This is a genomic window from Streptomyces sp. NPDC018000, from assembly GCF_044328025.1.
Classification (GTDB): Bacteria; Actinomycetota; Actinomycetes; order Streptomycetales; family Streptomycetaceae; genus Streptomyces.
In genome coordinates, this window is the sequence record NZ_JBIRGM010000002.1 from 639,686 (window position 1) to 658,285 (window position 18,600).

At 66.2% G+C, this 18,600-nt stretch carries 15 protein-coding genes; 6 read left to right on the top strand and 9 right to left on the bottom strand.

The window, feature by feature from the left end; translation table 11 throughout:
* Positions 1 to 71: 71 nt before the first annotated feature.
* Together ACH4EW_RS07470 and ACH4EW_RS07475 are read right to left on the bottom strand one after the other, a co-directional pair.
* Entirely contained in the window at positions 72 to 770 is a 699-nt protein-coding gene (locus ACH4EW_RS07470; protein WP_398252736.1) for an ATP-binding protein, read from the bottom strand.
* Positions 767 to 1,684: a hypothetical protein gene (locus tag ACH4EW_RS07475; RefSeq protein WP_398252739.1), complete on the bottom strand. Its 918-nt coding sequence runs from the start codon at positions 1,682 to 1,684 to the stop codon at positions 767 to 769. The genes ACH4EW_RS07470 and ACH4EW_RS07475 overlap by 4 nt, the downstream gene beginning before the upstream one ends.
* Before the next feature lie 624 nt (positions 1,685 to 2,308).
* On the opposite strand from ACH4EW_RS07475, the gene ACH4EW_RS07480 reads away from it, so the two are divergent.
* The 4 genes from ACH4EW_RS07480 (at position 2,309) to metG (ending at position 6,743) form a co-directional block, all read left to right on the top strand.
* Positions 2,309 to 2,560, top strand: a complete 252-nt coding sequence (locus tag ACH4EW_RS07480; protein WP_398252742.1) for a helix-turn-helix domain-containing protein — start codon at positions 2,309 to 2,311, stop codon at positions 2,558 to 2,560.
* 196 nt (positions 2,561 to 2,756) lie between these two features.
* Positions 2,757 to 3,107 (top strand): helix-turn-helix domain-containing protein, encoded by a 351-nt coding sequence (locus tag ACH4EW_RS07485; RefSeq protein WP_398252744.1) that lies wholly within the window; start codon positions 2,757 to 2,759, stop codon positions 3,105 to 3,107.
* A gap of 30 nt (positions 3,108 to 3,137) precedes the next feature.
* The gene (locus tag ACH4EW_RS07490) at positions 3,138 to 4,643 is read left to right on the top strand and encodes a LacI family DNA-binding transcriptional regulator (RefSeq protein ID WP_398252747.1); all 1,506 of its coding nucleotides are present in this window, start codon (positions 3,138 to 3,140) and stop codon (positions 4,641 to 4,643) included.
* A 378-nt stretch (positions 4,644 to 5,021) separates the two neighbouring features.
* Positions 5,022 to 6,743 carry a methionine--tRNA ligase gene (gene metG, locus ACH4EW_RS07495; RefSeq protein WP_398252750.1) on the top strand — a complete coding sequence of 574 codons (1,722 nt, stop codon included), beginning with the start codon at positions 5,022 to 5,024 and terminating at the stop codon, positions 6,741 to 6,743.
* 276 nt (positions 6,744 to 7,019) lie between these two features.
* Here metG and ACH4EW_RS07500 read toward each other — a convergent pair whose 3' ends face one another.
* Together ACH4EW_RS07500 and ACH4EW_RS07505 are read right to left on the bottom strand one after the other, a co-directional pair.
* Positions 7,020 to 7,445 carry a hypothetical protein gene (locus tag ACH4EW_RS07500; RefSeq protein ID WP_398252753.1) on the bottom strand — a complete coding sequence of 142 codons (426 nt, stop codon included), beginning with the start codon at positions 7,443 to 7,445 and terminating at the stop codon, positions 7,020 to 7,022.
* 196 nt (positions 7,446 to 7,641) lie between these two features.
* Positions 7,642 to 8,433, bottom strand: a complete 792-nt coding sequence (locus tag ACH4EW_RS07505; RefSeq protein WP_398252756.1) for a hypothetical protein — start codon at positions 8,431 to 8,433, stop codon at positions 7,642 to 7,644.
* A gap of 194 nt (positions 8,434 to 8,627) precedes the next feature.
* Here ACH4EW_RS07505 and ACH4EW_RS07510 point away from each other — a divergent pair, with 194 nt between their 5' ends.
* Positions 8,628 to 8,858 (top strand): hypothetical protein, encoded by a 231-nt coding sequence (locus tag ACH4EW_RS07510; protein ID WP_398252759.1) that lies wholly within the window; start codon positions 8,628 to 8,630, stop codon positions 8,856 to 8,858.
* 1,036 nt (positions 8,859 to 9,894) lie between these two features.
* Here the strand turns inward: ACH4EW_RS07510 and ACH4EW_RS07515 are convergent.
* Positions 9,895 to 10,911 carry a hypothetical protein gene (locus ACH4EW_RS07515; RefSeq protein ID WP_398252762.1) on the bottom strand — a complete coding sequence of 339 codons (1,017 nt, stop codon included), beginning with the start codon at positions 10,909 to 10,911 and terminating at the stop codon, positions 9,895 to 9,897.
* A gap of 281 nt (positions 10,912 to 11,192) precedes the next feature.
* Complete coding sequence (locus ACH4EW_RS07520) at positions 11,193 to 13,310, bottom strand: hypothetical protein (protein WP_398252765.1); 2,118 nt, start codon at positions 13,308 to 13,310, stop codon at positions 11,193 to 11,195.
* 484 nt (positions 13,311 to 13,794) lie between these two features.
* On the opposite strand from ACH4EW_RS07520, the gene ACH4EW_RS07525 reads away from it, so the two are divergent.
* A complete protein-coding gene (locus ACH4EW_RS07525; RefSeq protein WP_398252768.1) occupies positions 13,795 to 14,928 on the top strand; it encodes a barstar family protein in 1,134 nt (377 codons plus the stop codon).
* A gap of 120 nt (positions 14,929 to 15,048) precedes the next feature.
* Here the strand turns inward: ACH4EW_RS07525 and ACH4EW_RS07530 are convergent, their stop codons facing one another.
* Genes ACH4EW_RS07530 through ACH4EW_RS07540 form a run of 3 tightly spaced genes read right to left on the bottom strand, consistent with a single transcriptional unit; the run spans position 15,049 to position 18,595 of the window.
* Positions 15,049 to 15,249 (bottom strand): hypothetical protein, encoded by a 201-nt coding sequence (locus ACH4EW_RS07530; protein WP_398252771.1) that lies wholly within the window; start codon positions 15,247 to 15,249, stop codon positions 15,049 to 15,051.
* Complete coding sequence (locus ACH4EW_RS07535; protein ID WP_398252773.1) at positions 15,246 to 16,025, bottom strand: hypothetical protein; 780 nt, start codon at positions 16,023 to 16,025, stop codon at positions 15,246 to 15,248. The genes ACH4EW_RS07530 and ACH4EW_RS07535 overlap by 4 nt, the downstream gene beginning before the upstream one ends.
* Positions 16,022 to 18,595 carry a hypothetical protein gene (locus ACH4EW_RS07540; RefSeq protein WP_398252776.1) on the bottom strand — a complete coding sequence of 858 codons (2,574 nt, stop codon included), beginning with the start codon at positions 18,593 to 18,595 and terminating at the stop codon, positions 16,022 to 16,024. The genes ACH4EW_RS07535 and ACH4EW_RS07540 overlap by 4 nt, the downstream gene beginning before the upstream one ends.
* Positions 18,596 to 18,600: the final 5 nt, after the last annotated feature.

Genomic DNA, 18,600 nt, shown 5'->3' on the forward strand with positions numbered 1-18,600 from the left:
CGCGCCGTTTGGGCAGGCATGGGCGGGGCGGGCGGCTTGGGCAAGGGATGAGGTGGGTCGGCGCCGTGCGGTCAGGCGCTGGGCCGGCGTCGGCGGTCTGCGCCGGTGAGGACGACGGTCGTGGTCATCTCGGCGAGGCGGGAGGCGACGCGGTCGCCGACGGCGTCGCGCAGCGCGGCGGTCGGCAGATTGGTCGTGATGAGCGTGGGGAGCAGGTCGGTGTAGCGGCGGTTGATCAGCCGGTACGTGATCTCCTCGGTCCACTCCGACTGCTTGGCCGCGCCGAGGTCGTCCAGGATCAGCAGCGGGCAACTGCTGAGAGTGGCGAGGTCTCGCTCGGCGTCGTGGCCGGCGCGTGGGCGCAAGCGGGCATGCAGGTCGGCCGTGGTGGCTGCCTCCCACCGCAGGCGCACCCCGGCGGTCAGTAGCGACCGCACCGCGCCGTACGCCTGGTGCGTCTTGCCAGTGCCGGTGGGGCCGGCGATCAGCAGGGACGGTCCGAGCGCGATGCCCAGGGTGCCGCTCGGGCCGGGCCGCGCGGCGAGGGCCACCTCGTCGGCCCAGGCGGCTACCTGCTGGTGGCAGGCGAGGGCGTGGCGGTAGCGGGGCGGGATACGGGCCTCGGCCAGTTCCAGTGCGGTCACCCGCTCCGAAGGCGCCTCGACGGGTACGGCGGTTGCGTCGATGCCCCGGTCGGCGAGGATCGTGCCGAGGCGGGCCGCCAGGGAGCTGATGCGCTGAGGTTCATTGCTGGTGGCGGCTGTGGTCACAGCTGGCCTCCGTAGGCTGCCTCGACGTCAGCTGGCGCCGGGTTGGTCCACGCCCGGTGCGGGGCGGCAGCTGCATGAGGGGCGTTCATGGCCTCGTTGACCAGGCTCGGCAGCAGGCTCACGGACAGGCCCTTGGCACGCATGCGGATCATCCCGGCGCGGATATGGTCGGGAGAGATGCCCTCCCCGAGCAGTTTGCCGGCCGTCTTGCCGAGGCGGCCCAGCACGTCGCTGGGCGGGCGGTGTTCGCAGGAGGCGACGTACTCGCTGACCAGGTCCTTGGCCGAGATCGACCCCGAGACGGTGGGTGGCGCGGGGGCGCTGGCGCTCCCCACCGGAGGTGATCCTAGATCCAGGATCCTAGGTCCTAGATCCGGACCCTGAGTCCTCACTGCACGCTCGTGTCGTTGTGGTGAGGGCTCACTGAAATTGCCCTGACCTGCGACTTCCCGGTTCACGGAGGGCTCGCTGCATTCGCGGGACCCCTCAGGTCCTCCACCGTGAGGGCTCACGGCCTGTTCACGGAGGACACCGTGAACAGGCGAGGCCGGCTCGGCCGATCGGCCGCCCTGGTGGCGCGGGCAGGCCGGGCAGCGGCTGCCGCTGGGCCGGTTGATCTTCTGGTGGCGAGCCCAGGTGACGATGTGCAGGTATCGCTTACCGTCGTCGCCCTCGTACCGGCAGATCAGACCGGCACCGTCGAGCTGCGTGAGGTCGTCCTCGACTTCCAGCGGGCCGTGTTCGGGGCGCAGGGACCACAGGGCGCCGGCGATGACGGCGGCCTGATCTCGGAAGCGGCCGTGGTCGTCTGCCTGGGTGAGGAGGCCGAAGAAGGTCCGCTCTGCGTGGACACTCACTGCGGCGAGCGACTCGGAGATGAAGGCTTCCGGCTTGATGGTGCGTATCCGCGCCATGCCTATCGCCCCGCCTTCGTGGGCAGAGCAGAGGAGTTCGGCGACGAGGATGCGACTACGGCCGCGAGGGCTGTAGCTTGTTGGGGCATAGACGGTTCCTCACCCGGTGGCGTTGTGACCGCCACCGTCTTGATCGTTCAGGTACGGGCGATATCGGTAGGGGACTCCCTGGCCCCCGGCGTTGGCCCGCCGGGGGTTTTTCATGTGCTCGGAGCCGTAAGGGTTCCGGCGCATGGCCAAGACAGCCACACCCTCCCCGCACAAGTCCAGCATTCCGCCGAGAAAGCAAACAGCTCTCGGTGAACGCGCCGTGCACGGCCTCTCTATAACGGTAGACCCGAATTGGCGGTTGACCTAGAAGTGGCACAAAAGGGGCGGCTGGCAAATCGTGGCCAGCCGGCGTTGGCGAGCTGGCTGATACGACCGGGTGATGCAACAACCCACGTCAGGGCAGGTGAAGGTGGCGCGCCTTCCGGATGGGCATAGGGATTTGGTCAACGGCGGATTCCGGGCTATGTTGCGCCGCTCTCGGGAGCCAGAGGACCAGATCTGACAAAAAAGACGTGGAACATAGCAGCAGATCGCCGGTTACCCAAACCGGTAATGCAGAGCTACAACAGACGCATGCCTGAAATCCCTCTGGGAATTGGTCCGGCCGGTGTGCTGACCGCCCGCGCCATTACCCGTTCCCGCGCAACGCGTGGATTCGCTCAGCGCCAGCTGGCCGAACGGGTGACCGCGCTCGGCCGCCCCATGACCATCACGATGTTGTCCCGCATCGAATGCCGGCAGCGCCGCTGCGACGCGGACGACCTCGTCGCCATCGCGGCCGCCCTCGACGTCTCGCCGCTCACGCTGCTCGCCGAGACGAGTTAGCGGAGCGCTCGCAACGCTTTCCGGGTGGGCCAACACCCGGCAGCGTCCGCTTACATCACCTCGCCCGTACCAAGTGATCAACCGGCGCGTCACGAGTCACACCCCCGCGCCAGAGAAGGAACTCCCTTGCACCAAGAGGCCATTCCCCCTGCCTGTTCGCCCTTCCGCCGCTGGACCGTGAAGGAGGCGATCCCGCGTGGCTGAGCAGCCAGGTGCCGAGGTCGCGCCGACCCGCCTCTACCGCCCCGAAGAGGTCGCCGCCGTGCTCGGCTGCTCTGCCTGGTGGGTCAAGGACCGCGCCCGCCGTCGCCAGATCCCCTTCGCTCGCGTGGGCCGTGCCTACCGCTTCACCGCCGCCCATCTCGCCGAGATCATCCGCCTCCACGAGGAGCGACCGACCGTCGCTGCGCGGCCGCCGTCCCCCGGTGCCCTGCCTGCAGCACCTGCCCGACGCTCCAGCGCCCCCGAGTCGGGTGCACCCTCCGGCCGCCTGCGCGCCAGGCCGCCGCGCCGATCCGACCGAGCCGCATTCGACATCGCCGCGTAGAACGCCGCACCGAAGAGGAAGGAAACGTACTTGGGTTTCGCGGAGAAGCGCGGAAGCTACTGGCGTGCCCGATACAAGACCGCTCCCGGCAAGCACCTCACGGTCGTCGACGAGCATGGCAAGGTCATCAAGTTCGCCACCAAGGGCGAGGCCCAGCGCTCGGCGGGCGAGGCCGAGAACAAGTACCGACGCGGCGACTGGCGCGACCCCGCCCTGGGGCAGGAGACGTTCGGCGAGTACGCGAGCCGCTGGTACGAGGCCCAGGATCTGGCGGCTTCGACCATGCAGAACTACAAGCGCCACATCGAGGAGCACCTCCTCCCCGACTTCGAGGACCATGCGCTCGCCGGCATCATGCGCTCGGACGTCGACCGGTGGGAGAAGAAGGAAAGGGCCCTGTACGCGGCCTCCAGCGTAAAGACCTGGCGCTCCACGTTCCACCTGATCTTCGAGGACGCGATCGACGAAGGGCTGATCACGTCGAACCCGGCGACCAGGCGACGCGGACGGGGCAAGCGCGCGGGCCGCTCCCGTGACAGAGGCCCGGAGAAGGTCGTCACCGATCCGCTCGGAATCCTGCTCACCGCCGAACGGGCCGCCCTGCTGTCCGGCCGCGACGACGAGTTCGTCGCCGTGGTCCTCAAGGGGTACACCGGGATGCGCTGGGGCGAAATCGTCGGGCTGGAGACCGAGTTCGTTCGCTCTGACTCCGTCCGTGTCGAGTGGCAGCTCTACGAGCTGGACACGGGCGAGATGGTGCGCTGCCCGCCCAAGGACGACAGCTATCGCACCATCGACTCGATGGACTGGCTGTCCGCCCTGGTCGCCAACCACGTCGCCCGCACGAAGCCGACGCCCTGCACCTGCCACAGCAGGACCTACGTCTTCCGTGGCCAAGGCGCGGCTCGTACTGGAGGGCACCAGGGTGCGAAACTCGTCGACGTCGCACGCCGGGCCGAGGTCTCCACGGGGACGGTGTCCAACGTCCTCAACCACCCTGATCGCGTCGCTGAGGGCACCCGAATACGGGTGGAGAGGGCCGTTATCGACCTCGGGTTCGTGCGTGGCGGAGCCGTGGCGGAACATGCGGCTCACTGGCGCAGGAACGGCTTCGGGACCTGGCTGTTCACCCCGGCGGTGTCAGGCTGGTACCCGAAGAAGGCCCCGCAGGAGGCGCGCCCCGTTCCTCTGCTCGGCGAGCCGTGGCCCGGCGTCCCAGTACGGGGGCGCGGTGCCGGCAACCGGGCCGATGCCTGCTGGCTCCCGATCGCGAAGGGCCTCACACCCCACGGCCTGCGCCACACCCATCGAACCGTGATGGAAGACCTCGGTACCGAGAAGGTCCTCATGGACCAGCGTATGGGCCACATCGACGGTTCCGTATCGGCGCGCTACGCCCACGTCACCCCTGGCATGCGTAAGCGCCTCATGGCCGGGATGACAGAGCAGTGGGAGACGGCCCTCGATGCCCGGCTGGCGATGTGCCCCACCTCGCCCGTACGCGTGCTCGATGCCCTCCTGCGAGTACGCCCGTAGCACGGGACGTGGCCAAGCCCGGGCCTGCTGGCAATGGGTGATTCAGATCATGTGAATCACCTTTTCCACCTTGGAGGGCACAGGGAGCGCGCAACCACCGCGATACGGCCCCTAATATGAGGACCGCCTCGGCCGTCCGAGACTCGCTTGGCCGCCTGTCTCGGACGGCCGAGCGCGTTTCCGCGAGCGCTCGGCCAAGGGATAAAGGCTCGCCGGGGTGGCGCCGGGGTGCCATACGATTGCGGCGGCTTGCAGACCCGACCGTCACGACGCGTGACACGGTTGAGCGACCTGAAGGTCGCGCCCACCGCACCCTCCCGTCTTGGCCCGCCGTGGCACCGTCACCGGCGCCGTACGTACGAAATGGAGCATCCAAGGATGGCTCGACACCTGGTAACCAGCGCGCTTCCCTACATCAACGGGATCAAGCACCTGGGCAACATGGTCGGGTCGATGCTTCCGGCGGATGTGTACTCCCGGTACCTCCGCCAGCGTGGTCACGACGTCCTCTACATCTGCGCGACCGACGAGCACGGGACGCCGGCCGAGCTGGCGGCCAAGGCGGCCGGGCTGTCGGTGGCCGAGTTCTGCGCGCAGGCCCACGACGACCAGAAGGCCGTCTACGACGGCTTCCAGCTCGCCTTCGACTACTTCGGACGCAGTTCCTCGCAGCAGAACGTCGAGATCACGCAGCACTTCGCGCGCCAGCTCCACGAGAACGGCTTCATCGAGGAACGGGCGATCCGCCAGGTCTACTCGCCCGTCGACGGCCGATTCCTCCCCGACCGGTACGTCGAGGGCACCTGCCCGCACTGCGGTTACGACAAGGCCCGCGGCGACCAGTGCGAGAACTGCACCCGCGTGCTCGACCCGACCGACCTGCTGAACCCCCGTTCGGCGATCAGCGGCTCCACCGAGCTGGAGGTCCGTGAGACCAAGCACCTGTTCCTGCTCCAGTCGAAGCTCCAGCACGAGGTCGAGGCGTGGGTGGCGCTACACGAGGGGCAGTGGCCGCAGTTGTCGTCCTCGATCGCCCGCAAGTGGTTGACCGAGGGCCTGCACGACCGGGCCATCACCCGGGATCTGGACTGGGGTGTGCCGGTCCCGGCCGACACCTGGCCGGAGCTGGCGGCCGAGGGCAAGGTCTTCTACGTCTGGTTCGACGCCCCGATCGAGTACATCGGTGCGACGAAGGAATGGTCGGACGCTGCCCCGGACGGTGAGACCCGCGACTGGAAGTCGTGGTGGTACGAGGCCGACGACACCGTGCGCTACACCCAGTTCATGGCCAAGGACAACGTCCCGTTCCACACGGTGATGTTCCCGGCCACGGAGCTCGGTGTGCGGGAGCCGTGGAAGAAGGTCGACGTCGTCAAGGGCTTCAACTGGCTGACGTACTACGGCGGTAAGTTCTCCACCTCCCAGAAGCGGGGCATCTTCACCGACGCTGCACTGGAGACGCTGCCGGCCGACTACTGGCGCTACTTCCTGATCGCCAACGCCCCCGAGTCCGACGATTCCTCCTTCACCTGGGAGCACTTCGCCGCCACGGTCAACAAGGACCTGGCCGACACTCTCGGCAACTTCGTCAACCGCGTGCTGTCCTTCTCCCGCAAGCGCTTCGGGGGCGACGTTCCTGCGGGCAACGCGGCCGGCGAGGTGGAGGCGCGGCTGGGGGACGAGATCGCGCGGCTGCTGGCCGAGTACGAGGAGTACATGGAGGCCCTCCAGTACCGCAAGGCCGGGGCCGCGCTGCGTGCCCTGTGGTCGGCGGGCAACTCCTACCTGGAGGAGAAGGCCCCCTGGCTGGAGATCAAGACCGACCCGGAGGGTGCGGCCCTGACCCTGCGTACGGCGATGAATCTCATCCACCTCTACGCGATCGTCTCCGAGCCGTTCATCCCCGCCTCGGCTGCCGCAATGCGCGATGCCTTCGCCTTGGAAGCCGACACCGCGACCTGGGTGACCGCCGAGCAGGCCAAGTCCCTGGACGCCGTCCCGGCCGGTACGGCCTTCACCGTGCCGCCGGTTCTCTTCGCGAAGATCACAGGGGAGGAACTGGAGTCCTACCGCGAGCGCTTCGGTGGTGCCGACGCCTGACGGCGGCGTCCGCGCCCGTATCACGCGACGTCATCGGGTGGTACGGGCGCGGGGGTGCCCGGACGATTCGTGGCGTACCGAGTTGCCGAACCGATTCGTATTCGTCGAACAGTGCCATCAGCACGTTTCGAAGCTGGGCATTCCTCGAAGCCGAAGCGAACCGGCGCCGGCGCTGACACGCGGGTCGGCGCTGTCCTCTTCGTCCGAAAGCAGCTGCTGGGCCTGCGATCGACCGTTAGCGCTCTGCTGAGCACGCGTTGCAATGGCCCGGACTGCTCAGGCCACGGCCGGCCTGGCCCCATGGCGTTCGTAGAGCCGTTTTACCTGCTTGATCCAGAACTCGAACTTCTCGTCCGAGGACGCACTCATGGGCAGAAGCTGCAGGTCTTTGGCCAACTGATAGAAACCGGGTCCAGCGTCGTTGGCACCCAAATAATTCACCAGTGCCGAGAGCATGACAGGAGGGTCGGAGGGGGCGATCTCCTGATCTTGGACCACGATCCGTCCCAGCAGTTCCCCCATGGCCGCCCGCTCATCAGCACGCTCGAAGTCGAAGGCACGGCAGCCGGTTCGCCGGGCCACAGTGACGCTGAGCTCTGTGTATGAGGTGAGCCTGCCGAGCTTCGCGCGCTCGACAAGAAAATCCCGCCCGGCCTCCACCAGTATGTCCCACTCGTTGTCCGCGCGGCCGTACTCAGGCATTCCGCCCCCTCCAAGCCAAATCAATCCGTACGCGGCAACGTACAGTGACGCCGCAACTACCACAATCGCTCATACGGTCGGAGGGGCGGCCACCCTCGCACGGCAGGGATGCCAGGGCCCAGCCAGGGCGGGGACAAGCACTGGTTGTGCTCGATGTCCGTACAGGCTGCCCATGTCGCCCCCAGCCTCTGAAGCCTCAGGCGCTGTCTAGTGTGATGGTCGACGGTTCCCGATTCGAAGTGAGGTCGTACTCGGAGAACTCCCAGGCGATGATCTTCGCGTCTTTCGGGACCCGGTAGACAAACAGCATCTCATCCTTGAAGCCCGGCTGAAGCTGCTCGTTGCACTCGGGATTGCCTGCTACTTCGTATAGGTCATCGATGGTGTCGTAGCGTCGCTCTTGCTCGTCGAGCAGGCTATTCACGATGGGCAGCGAGCAGGTGAGGTCCATGCTGGCCTTGGAGTCGTTGAAAACCACGGTTTCCAAGATTACGTACTTGGCGTCGCCTCCCGCCTTCTTAACCCGACCGGCCACGTTGATCGACTCAGTTTCCCGGACCTTGGCGACCTTAATGACGGCGCCGCCGTTGCGGGCCTCGTCCCCGATCTTGAGGTCGGCCAGTCGACTTGGGGTGGGGGATGCGGTCTCGACGGGTGCGGTGTCAGCGCTGGGGCGGTCGTCCTGCCAGATCGAGGGTGACGGATCGGCTGAGGCGTCGGGAGCCTCCCCTTGGCCTCCCGTAGCGGTATAGACGAGTGCTGTAGCGGTCACCATGAGCGCGCCGGCCAGGCAGAACGTGGCCGCTTTCCACGGGTTCCTGACGCCCTTGGGTCGCTGGGGAAGCTGTTCAGGCATCGGTGGGAGCTGGCCGCTCACTGAAGTCCTCTCGTGGATGGTCAGGCTCGCCAGGAGAGCGCCGACCTGTATGCGGGCACCAGCCGAGCGGATGCCAACGGGCCGATCTGGGAAGGAATCGGGCTCGCTCAATGGCGCTGACGATAGCAACGCCACAAGGGAGGTAGGCGCCGTTCGCGCCGGAATGCAGGCACACCTCGTCTCCCGGCACCGATCGTGAGCGCCGCTCTTCCGGCCCGTCGGCGAGCGAATACGACATATGGCCAACCTGCGCGCCCAACTGGCGATTACGGTAGGGCGAGTTTGCAGGCAGCCGCGGAGGACATGTGAGCAGCGCCCAGACACACGCCGAGATCCTTAGCGAGGCCATCCAGACCCTCCACGGGGCATGGGATGCCGAACGCGCCTTGGCGGCCCTGTTCGGAGCGGGATACCGTCCCGCTGACGTGGCGATCGGGAAGAAACGGGCACGCCAGGTGCTTCGAGATCTTGCTGATGCCGGGGCGATCGTGAAGGTGAGTGAGAGGCCCGTGGAGTATCGACGCGCTGGCAGCTGAGCCGCAGCCCCTTAGACAAGGCGGCAGCGGACCCTGCCAGCGGTCACCACAGGGTCAGGTAGGGCTCTTCCCTATTTGGATCGTCTCTTCATGGTTGTCGGCCGACCGCGCCGATTCCGCTCTCCGAACTGGCTGGGGAAGGGGCTGCGGCTCTCCCCGTCGGACAGCAAGAGCCGAGCGCGCCGAGCGAAGGACTGGTACGGCCCCGGGGTAGCCCCGATCCACGGTTGGCCTCCAGTCCCCTCGGGGAGCCGTTTGGGAGCCGCCTCCCGCACTCGGCTCCCAAATGGCTCCCAAGACGCCCGCACAAACCACTCAGGGGCCTGATCCACTTAGTGGATCAGGCCCCTGACCTGGTATTTCAGCTGTCGGGGTGGCGGGATTTGAACCCACGACCTCTTCGTCCCGAATGAGGTTCGAGCCAGATCCTGACAGGCCACGATGGGTATCAGTGCTGGTCAGGAGCTTGGTCCCGAATACTTTCGCGTGGTCTCGGCGGGCTTCCAGATGAAGATCATCTCCCAGATTTCTCCGAGCGAGGGTCGACCACCTGCGGACTCAGTGCGGAGCCGCCCGGTTGCTACAGCAAGTTTGCGTATCAGGTGAGGCTCTTGCGGTGAGCGTGCAGGGAGTGCGTCGTCCCGGCTGGACCGCGGCTGCTTCCCCAGCCGTCGCTCGTCGCGATGGCCCAACCCTTCTGCTCCTTCGTCTGTGCGGCGAAGGTGCGGAGGTCTTTGATGGAGCAGCCGCAGGTGAGGATGACCCGAATGCTGACGAATTGGCTGCGTGGGGTTCACCGATCGCCGCGTCGCATCGATCCGGAAGAATGCCGGAGCTGGCCCGACCTACCGGATCGCGCAGTCGCACGGCGGCGCTCCGTCACCTGCCAGCGTCGGCGCCGGTGTTCGAGGACTGCCTTCCACAGTTCCAGGCGATGGCGGGAGTCCTTCGGGAACGTGAAGCGGAGTACTCCGAGGACGACGGTAGTCACCAGCACGGACACGGACTCCGGATGGTCGATGAGAAGCGACACGGATCAGTCCTCCCCCTCGCAGAGGTCGAGCGAGGCGGTGCCCAACAGCACCCGGTAGGCATCGCCGTGGCGGGTGACTCTCGCGCCCTTGATTCCGGCCTCCCGGTGGGTCAAGGCCCGGGCCAGGTCGTAGGGTTCGGGGTAGCCGGTCCAGCGGAACTCCCACGAATCCCCAGCGCCCCACAGTCGGCGCACGGCACCGTCCCGGAGCACATCCGGCTCACTCCTGCGTTCCACTCCGGGGCGCTCCAGAGGATCCCAGGACAAGCTGGTCGCCCAGCTCCCCCGTCGGTCCACCAGGTTGTAGCGGGACACGAGGCCGGCCAGCAGGATGGCTGCATCGCCCGAGATCGGGGGAAGCTCAGCCAGTGCACGACGCTCGTGCGCCATGAGGTCGTTGTCGATCGTGAGATAGCGGTCCCGGGGCACGAGGCTGCGTTTACCGTCGCGCTCGCATCCAGCCGGGTCCCCGGTAATGGTCAGCCGCGCACCAGTCGGCAGATGACGCAGGCGGACAGAGACATGTTCATGGCAGATATACGTATCCTCGTACCGCAGGCCAGGAACACCGCGCGAACTGCCCGTAGCAGCGGGCAGCAGCCGGCTGGCCACGTTCTCCGGGGCGCGCTCCGCCACCATCACCAACCGGTCCCGACGGGGCGACATCACCGGGTCGTACGAGGCGACAACCGCGTAGTTCCACCTCGCCGTCGGGCCTGTGTATACGTTGCCGTTGAAGAGCGCGAGCGCCAACAAGACTCGAAAGGACCGCTGCTCGTCCGAGCAGTGATCCAGGCCCAGCCCGTGAATGCCGCCGCGGATCGCGAACCTGGCGGCATCCACGCTCTCGCAGGTGTACTGGGCACGGAGCTCAATCCGGTCCTCGGCCGACATGCTGTGGACGGGCAGTCCGCCCAACTCCTTGGCGGCGGCCAACCTTGCCTTCTGGTAGGGGACGGTGCCCTCCGACTCGTCCTGGATTCGGCGTGCGAGTTCGGTGATGTCCCTGTCGAGCGTCATGTCCGGCTCCTGGTGGGCGCGCCTCAGTGCTCCCGCCCACTGCGCCCCATAGGAGGAACAACAGCTCTGCTTCACGCGCGCCCGACGGCACTTTGCGCCCTCAACCCTGGACGACTGCGGGAGGAGTCCAGGTCCGACGTAACGGCGAGCGTGGTCGCCTCGCCGGATCATAGCGCCTTCGCGGCAAGCGGACGGCATGTGTAACTACCCGCAGTGGTTCTGCAGTTTATTAAGGTGTCGGTCGGACGCTTTCCTGCTGGGCGTTACCACTTATGCATCGCTCACGAATAACCGGCCCCTGCGCCTTGGGAGGCGGAGCGCATCAGTTGCTCGAAGTTCTCCACCCAGTAGCCGCTCACCAGCTCGCCATGCAGCGTCAGCTTCGGGTTGATCACGATGCGGATTCCGCGTGTCATCATCAGCCGTACGAAGCGATCGAACTGTTCGTCAGTCAGAATTGTCGACACGGTGAAGTCGGGCAGTTCGATGCCTGCTCGCGCCCAGTTTTGGAGGTACGCGTCCAGCTCCAAGGGGTTTTGGAGCAGGGAGATCACACCTTCCACCACGATGGGGTCGCCCGTCTTCGCGTCTACGAGGTAGGCGAGTGGGGCGTAATACCGCTTGCAGTCGGAGTAGGCGTCGCCGATGGCGCGGGTGTATCGCACAGCCTTGGCTTCTGTGCAGGGCACAGGATCGTGACCTTGGCTGAGGAGGTGAGAGTAGGGGCCGTAGGCGGAGCCGTCGATTGCGTAGCAGAGGGGGTCACCAGCCTCACGGGCCTGCGAGATCCCACCGTTCATTACTTCTGCGGTGTGTGCGGCGTCGCGTGCCGAGAACCGGCTCACTCGCCCGCGGTCCGTGCCGTAACGGGCGGTCCCGTCCTCTACGGCGAGTTCGACGCACCAGGTGCCCTGCGAGAAGTCGTCGTACTCGGATTTCCAGGCGATGGGGGCGAGCTTCAACGAAGACTTCAGAAGGCCGCCAAACAGCCACTGTCCCCCCTGAACCGCAGCCAGCCACCCTTTGTAGTCGAAGTTTCGCAGCAGCCCGTTCTCCCGGAAAATGGCTGCATCGATTCCTCCGAGGACGCGGTCCGTGGAAGTGCGGCATGACTCGTGCACGAGACCGACGTCTGCTGGCACGCCCTCCTCGTCCACTTCGACCATGGGCGCTCCGTCTTCCGAGATGGAGTCGCCGCAGTGCCTGCACAAGAAGGGGTCCTCGATGCCGGAGGCCAGGGATGCGCACTGAGCTCCGTGGGCGAGTGCCGCGAGATCTCCATTGGGGTCATCAGCGAAGTTAGAGGGAGCTACGACCAACCGTGTTTCCTGGTACTCGTCGAGATGACGGTCCATGTAGCGTTCGAGTCCGGCATAGGTGGCCCAGCGACCAACGAGCTCCCACCTCTGTCCCTGGGCCAGTCCCACATGGCCTTCGCTGAACTTCGCGCGCCTCGCACCGGTGTCGTCGAACCGCCTGACGTCCGTGATGAGGAAGTCGCACCCCTCGAACGGGTCTCTCACCAGCACGACCTCCCGCCCGTATGAGAGGCCGGACAGAAGGTCCTTCGTGAAGAGCTCCGAGGCGACCCCGTCGTATGTGCCGTCGACGTTAGAGGGCTTGCTCACGTACCTGCCCATGCGCTCCCTCAGGCCGGCGGCGCTGAGGGTGAGGCGATCTCTGGCCAGGGAGACCGAGAACGCGATCAGGGCGCCCCACAGCAATCGAGGAGGAACCACGGCCTTGCTGCCCAGCATCAGCAGAGCAGCAGACTCCAGGGCCCCTCCTTCTCTGATGTCCAGAGAACAGATCCGCATCCTGGCCAGGATGCGGTGGATATCCGCTGGTGGGATCGGGGTGCCGGCCACGGCCTGGTAGTGGGAGCTGATGACTGCCTCGGTCTTTTGCAGGACGTCCTTCTCCCCATTTGTCAGAGGAGACGTCTTGCTGCCGGCCCCGTTGAGTCGAGCGGCCTCGGTGAGTTTGCGAAGCACTTTCCGCACGTTGGCGGAGGCTTCTATCGAGGTGGCGAGCACGTACACATCGCCTGGACGGTTGTTGCCTACGTACTGACCGACGAACTGGGCCAAGACGGATCCGAAGTCCGACGTGGGGTCTGCGGACAAGCTGATCGTGTTCTTCGCCTGGATGAACAGTCGACCAGCTGGGCCGACCAGTACGAGGTCGTCGATGTCGTCCGCTGTCTCGAAGCGCAACTCGTCAACCTGCACGTCGCCGAACCCCAGAAGATCAAGCTCTGAGGCATCGCACAGCATGTGGCTCATGATGAGAGCCGCGATGCGCTGCTGGAAGTCGATCCCGGAATGTGTCGCAGCACCGCCGCTGTTTCCCACTGAAGCTCCCCTCTTCGGAACGTGGATGCCTCCATCGTCGGTCAAATCCACTACCTCTTGATTCTGGACGAGGTTCGGTGAAGGTCCTCATCTTCGGATCTTGCATACGTGCAGGTTGGTGGATTGGCGTGCGACGGCGTGACGGGGCGTTGGTTGCTCTCTGGGAGAAGGCCATCTCCCAGGATCCGCCCAGCGTTTCTTGTTTGATGCAGTGTTCGGTTCATGGGCGCGGGCGGACTGCGATGCACTCGCGGCGGCTTGCTGCACAGAGTCTCCGTCTTCCCCCGGGCCGCGAGGGCCCGGAAGAGCTTGCAGCCTTGAGGTAGACGGCACCCTCTAGGATGCCTGATTTTCCCCCTTCGAGATGAGTTGGCTCCTGTCCCGACGAGGCTCACTGGGCCACCTGGTCACACATTGGCCTTTGCGAGCGTGATCTACCAACCGCGAGAATTGAGGGGAGACGAGTGTGCGGGTGGGCGGGGGCAGAGTGCAGGTCGGAGATCATGCCGCTTGGGAACGGGGCTTCCCGGTGAAGTACCTGCTGGTCCACCAGGACGAAGACGACCAGGATGAGTTCTGGGGGCGGTGCGCGGGTGTCGAGGGCATGTTCGTGGACAAGGTGCCGCCGCCGCGCGAGGTCTTGACGCTGCGGGGATGTGATCCCGAGGGGCTGCTCCGCGATGCGCTGATGCCGAGTCGGGCATCAACCGCCTTGCTGGGTGACGTATGCATCGAGGTCTGGGACGAAGATCAGGCATTGCAGTGGTGGTCATTGCTCGACTGCGTCGTCATCGCCCATCAGCCGAACCGGGACGATCAGGCCCTGGTGGACATTGTGGTCGGGGCGGGCGTCGAGGAAGAGCACGCCTGGACACACACCCTTCCGACGCCGCCGCGGTTCAAGCTGTTCGCAGGGCCCACGGGGACGCCCGGTTCGGTCGGCCAGTGCCTGGCTGTGGACGGGCTGTTCGTGACGCGAGGTGCCCCGGCGCCCGTGCCGATGAGACTCGTTGGCTGCGAGCCTGCGGAACCCCTACTTGCTGTCCTGCGACGGCCACGTAAGTGGGACCGGGACTGGGTGGGGCTGTGGGCTTTGGACCGCGCCGGCCGAGTGATGTATCGCCACAACGTCCACCTGCGCATCGAGACCGCCCGGCCGTCCGTACTGGGCGGCAGTCTCCTCGACGTCAAGCTCACCGACGGCGGTGAGGAGAGGCCGCCGCTACTGGCCCGCTCGATCTGGGAGACCTGGTACAGGGGCGCCCCGGATATCAGTAATCAATGGGCTCCGCTCTCCGCTGAGGGCAGGTCCGAATGGCTCGACCTGACCGCCACCGGCATGAGCGGACAGGGCCCGGACCGTTCGGGCGGTGTCCACCATCTCGACGGTGCGTACGTCACGGACGTGCCTGGCCTGCACTGCGCGATGGCGGAGGCGCTGGCGGGACCTGGCGGCTATTACGGCCGGGAATGGAACGCCTTCAAGGACTGCCTGCACGGTGGCTTCGGTGTGACCGCACCCTTCACTTTGATCTGGCACGACGCCGACGTCGCTCGCCAGGCGCTGGCGGACGACATCTGGGACGCCGAGAAGGGGCTGAGCTACTTCGAGGAGATCGTGCGGCTCCTCGAATCCTTCGGCGTCACGGTTGTTCTCCAGTGACAAGGGCGCGACGTCCCGGCCTGTTCGCACCCTCACCCGCGGATCTTGTAAACGCGCAGTCAGGGGGCTGATCGGCCGCAGCCACGTTCACGTTGGGCGGTTAGGGAACGCTGGCTGCGATCACGGCGGCTCGGTCACCTCCGTGGGGTCTTCCGGGAGATGGCCGTGCAGGCGATACCCCATCTCGTCAGGGTGCCGAGTGACGCGGGCCAGCCGCCAGGCCGCCTCGTACGACATACGTCCGTGTTTCTGGGCACGAAGCCGCACCGCCAGCAAGCTGGTGACCGGATCGAGAAGCCAGCGCAGGAGCATCAGCTTCACTGGAACTCGCCGGCGATGGCGGTGAGGGCACGGGCGGCGTCCTCGTCACCGAATGCTCTTACGGTGCCTGCAAGTAGGACGAGTAGTTCCTTGCAGCCTTCAGGGGTCAGCTTGCCGACGAAATCGTGGATCACCTGAGCGATAACGACCCACTGCTGTCCAGGTTGCCACTGCCTGACCGTGCGGACCAGATCTTCGAGATCCGTACCGGCTGGTGGGCCGCCCAGGCGGGGCCAGTTCTCGGCCGAGCCTTCCAGGGCTGTGTAGAGACGGGCGGCAGCGGGGTTGGCGAGGATGTGTTCTTGGAGGAATTCCTCGCGCGCTTTGGCCTGGCGACGGGCCAGCTCGTCCAGCTCGAGTTCGCGACGCAGCAGCTCTTCCTGGCGACGGTGGTTCTGCTGGAGCTGTTCCGCGGCGAGCGCGGCCTTCTGGGTTGCTTCGTCCACCTCGACACTCACGGTGGCGTCCACGACGATAACCCCCACGCCCCCGAGGGGCAGGGCTTTGGCGAGTGCAGTGCCAATGTCCTGCTCAGCGGCGTCAGGGCGCAGGACATCGCAGGCGGCGGCTGCTTCATCGATCACGGCCCTGACGAGTTGCCCGGCTGCGTACGGGGCCGCGGGGATGTCGGTGTCGTCACGTCGCCGCCATGTCGCTCGGACGTGCGCGCGGAAGTGGAGCGTCGGGTCCGCGCTGCGTGGTCGGTCGGAGAAGGTGGAGACCCAGGTGGCGCCGCCCGGTTGGGCGGCGCCTTCGGGGGCGGGGCGACGCTTCATGCGGCTTCGCGCTCCTCTGACGTGTCTGCCTCGGGGTCTTCCTGCAGCAGGAGGCGCTGGACCTTGGCGAGGTCGGCGTCGAGGAGAGAGGAGAGTTCGAGTTTCAGGTTGGCCCGGTCGTGCGAGTACGGGCGGTCTTCGCTCTGAACCCATACTTGTGAGCAGGTACGCAGAGCCTCGCGCAGGGTCGGGCCTTCAGGGCCGCGGACGTCGACGGCCCGCCGAAGGGTGTCGAGGATGATCGTTCGCAGAGGCGGCCGCTCAAGAGCCGCATCGAGCCACAGGAAGATGGCTCGGTCGAGTTCGCGATCCCCCGCCGCTCCGGTTGCCTGACGTAGGAGAGTGCGCCACCCGGTGACAAGGCCGGCGACTGGAGGCCGGAAGTCCTCCTCTTCGTCGGAGTCAGGCGTGGTGTCGCTGTGGAGCACCAGCGGCACTCGGTCGGCTTCTGGCGCAGACGACGCGGCGAGAGCGGTGAACGTACGGTGGCCAACGGTGTCCCGGATCTTCTCGTCGCCGCACCAATCGACGACGTACCCGAAGAGCGTCTTCCGCACGGAGGTGTCCGCCCACAGCACCTGGATCGCTTCGCGCAGGCTGTCCACGACCTCCGGCAGCCCGCTGTTGGCCACGCGCTTCAGGCGGCGTAGCGCCTTCCCGGTGTGACGTCGTCCGAACTGTCCGGTGCAGACCTCGACGACGGCCTGTTGGAGGGAGGCATCCTTGCGCTTGGCCCAGGAAAGTAACAGGGAGTGCACGTACGGAGCGCTGGCTGCATGGATCGCCGCGTTGTCGAGCAACTTCACGGCTAAGGGCCACAGTTCTTTGTCCGTGCCGTGTGCGTACCACGCCGTGACGATCGCCTCTAGCGGTTCTTGTCTGCGATGGCGTACGGCCCAGCGCAGCGCGAACTCACCGATGCGGGCTGCCAAGGCGCGACGGGCGTCCTTGGTGATGGTTTCCAGGGCTTCCTTGTTCGTCCCTGTGTCATCGATGGGGACTTGGGCGAGCCACTTCAAGAAGGAGGTGCGGGCCAGCGGCCGGTCGTTCCAGAAATACTCGATCGCGGCGTCATCCCAGTGCGGCCGGTCGAAACGGAGGGTCCCGTCCTCCTCGCGGCGCGCTTTGATGGCCTTGGTCATGGCGATCACGCCTGGTGCCTGTTGCCCGTGGACAGGGACAGGCGTGTCGCGTTTGTCGAGCGTGTCGGTCAACTCCGCTGCCTTGGCGTACACGTGGCCTACCGGGTCACCGCGCAGGACCGCTGCGGTGAGGAGGAAGTTCCGTTCGAAGCTGGTCCGGACGCGGCCTTCTGGTTCGTGCCACTCGTAGAGTGCGTCTTCCCAGTTGCTGAGGACAGCCACGACATTGGAAATCTGGTCGTCGAGGGAGCGGCGCCGCTCGGCAGGCGTTTGCTGCGCCGAATCCCGAGTTACGTCCGAGAGTGCATCGGCTGCGAGTTGCTCGGCGGTCCGGTGCTCATCGAGCATGAGGGGAGTGACGTTCAAGATGTCCGTGGGCGTCATACCGTCGATGAGCCTGCGTATGTCGGCGCTGCCGAGCCAGGCATTGACGGGGAACGACGGCTCCTGCGCCAGCAGCCAGCGCGTGGCGATGTCGTGAGGATGGATCTCGCCCAGATCTGGCGCAGCACTCGGCGGCGCGCCGTGGCTGATTCGTCGCCACTGTTCCGGTCGGGTCAGGACGATGAGTCGGTTGTCTCGTCGGGCCAGCTGCTCACCGAGCTTCCCCAGGCCGGAACCAAATGTGTCGGCTACCTGGAATCCGTCTTCGTCTGGCGGGAGTTCGATTAGGAATCCGCACCGACGGTCATGAGGCAGACGTCGGGCGGGGAAGTGCTGGGATCCACCGAAGGAGAGGGGCCGTACTTCCGAGATCAAACCTTCTTCCACCAGCTGGTCGAGAAGGGCGTATGCGGTCGTGGTTCTGCTGCTGTTGGGTGGGCGGTTGATGACCAGGACGGAACCTGAAGGTCGCAGGACCTGAAGGGCCTGGGCGAAGGGGCTGCGGGTTCGGTCTGTGTCTTCTGAGCGGGGCTTGGCATAAACCCTGCGGATCACTGCCAAGTATTCGGCGTCGATGGGCGCGTCGGCGTCCAGCGTCTGCTCGAACACGTACTTCGTGCCGATCATCTCGCCCAGGTTGATCAACGCGCGCTGGAGCGTGGCCGCCTGCCCGACGGCTTCGATCGCCTCGGGGGACGGTTGTTCCGTCCTGCCCCGCTCAGCTTCTCGATGAGCGGCGGGTTCCGGGCTGTTCGGTGGGATGGCAGGGGCAGGGGGATACAGCGTGGGCGCGGATCCTGACTGTGAGCTCGCCGACGCGATCACTTCGGGACGAGCGGGCACTGTTGACTCGGTGTCGGCCTCGGAGACTGGGGTGGGCGTGTCGGCGGAGGCGGCGGCCTCTGTGTGTTTGGTCTGGTCTACGTCGCTGTACTGGTCGAGTAGCGGTGGACGTCCGCGCAACTCTTCGGCAGCGCTATATGGGCTTCCGGTAGCCGGAACGGACTGCTGCTGGATGAAGTCCTGCTCATCGTCGAGAGCCATCGGTT

What these genes read in the sequence shown, in the direction of transcription:
- ACH4EW_RS07475 (WP_398252739.1), bottom strand. Translation starts at nt 1,684, where the DNA reads ATGGCGCGGATACGCACCATCAAGCCGGAAGCCTTCATCTCCGAGTCG.
- ACH4EW_RS07480 (WP_398252742.1), top strand. Translation starts at nt 2,309, where the DNA reads ATGCCTGAAATCCCTCTGGGAATTGGTCCGGCCGGTGTGCTGACCGCC.
- metG (WP_398252750.1), top strand. Translation starts at nt 5,022, where the DNA reads ATGGCTCGACACCTGGTAACCAGCGCGCTTCCCTACATCAACGGGATC.
- ACH4EW_RS07500 (WP_398252753.1), bottom strand. Translation starts at nt 7,445, where the DNA reads ATGCCTGAGTACGGCCGCGCGGACAACGAGTGGGACATACTGGTGGAG.
- ACH4EW_RS07515 (WP_398252762.1), bottom strand. Translation starts at nt 10,911, where the DNA reads ATGACGCTCGACAGGGACATCACCGAACTCGCACGCCGAATCCAGGAC.
- ACH4EW_RS07535 (WP_398252773.1), bottom strand. Translation starts at nt 16,025, where the DNA reads ATGAAGCGTCGCCCCGCCCCCGAAGGCGCCGCCCAACCGGGCGGCGCC.
- ACH4EW_RS07540 (WP_398252776.1), bottom strand. Translation starts at nt 18,595, where the DNA reads ATGGCTCTCGACGATGAGCAGGACTTCATCCAGCAGCAGTCCGTTCCG.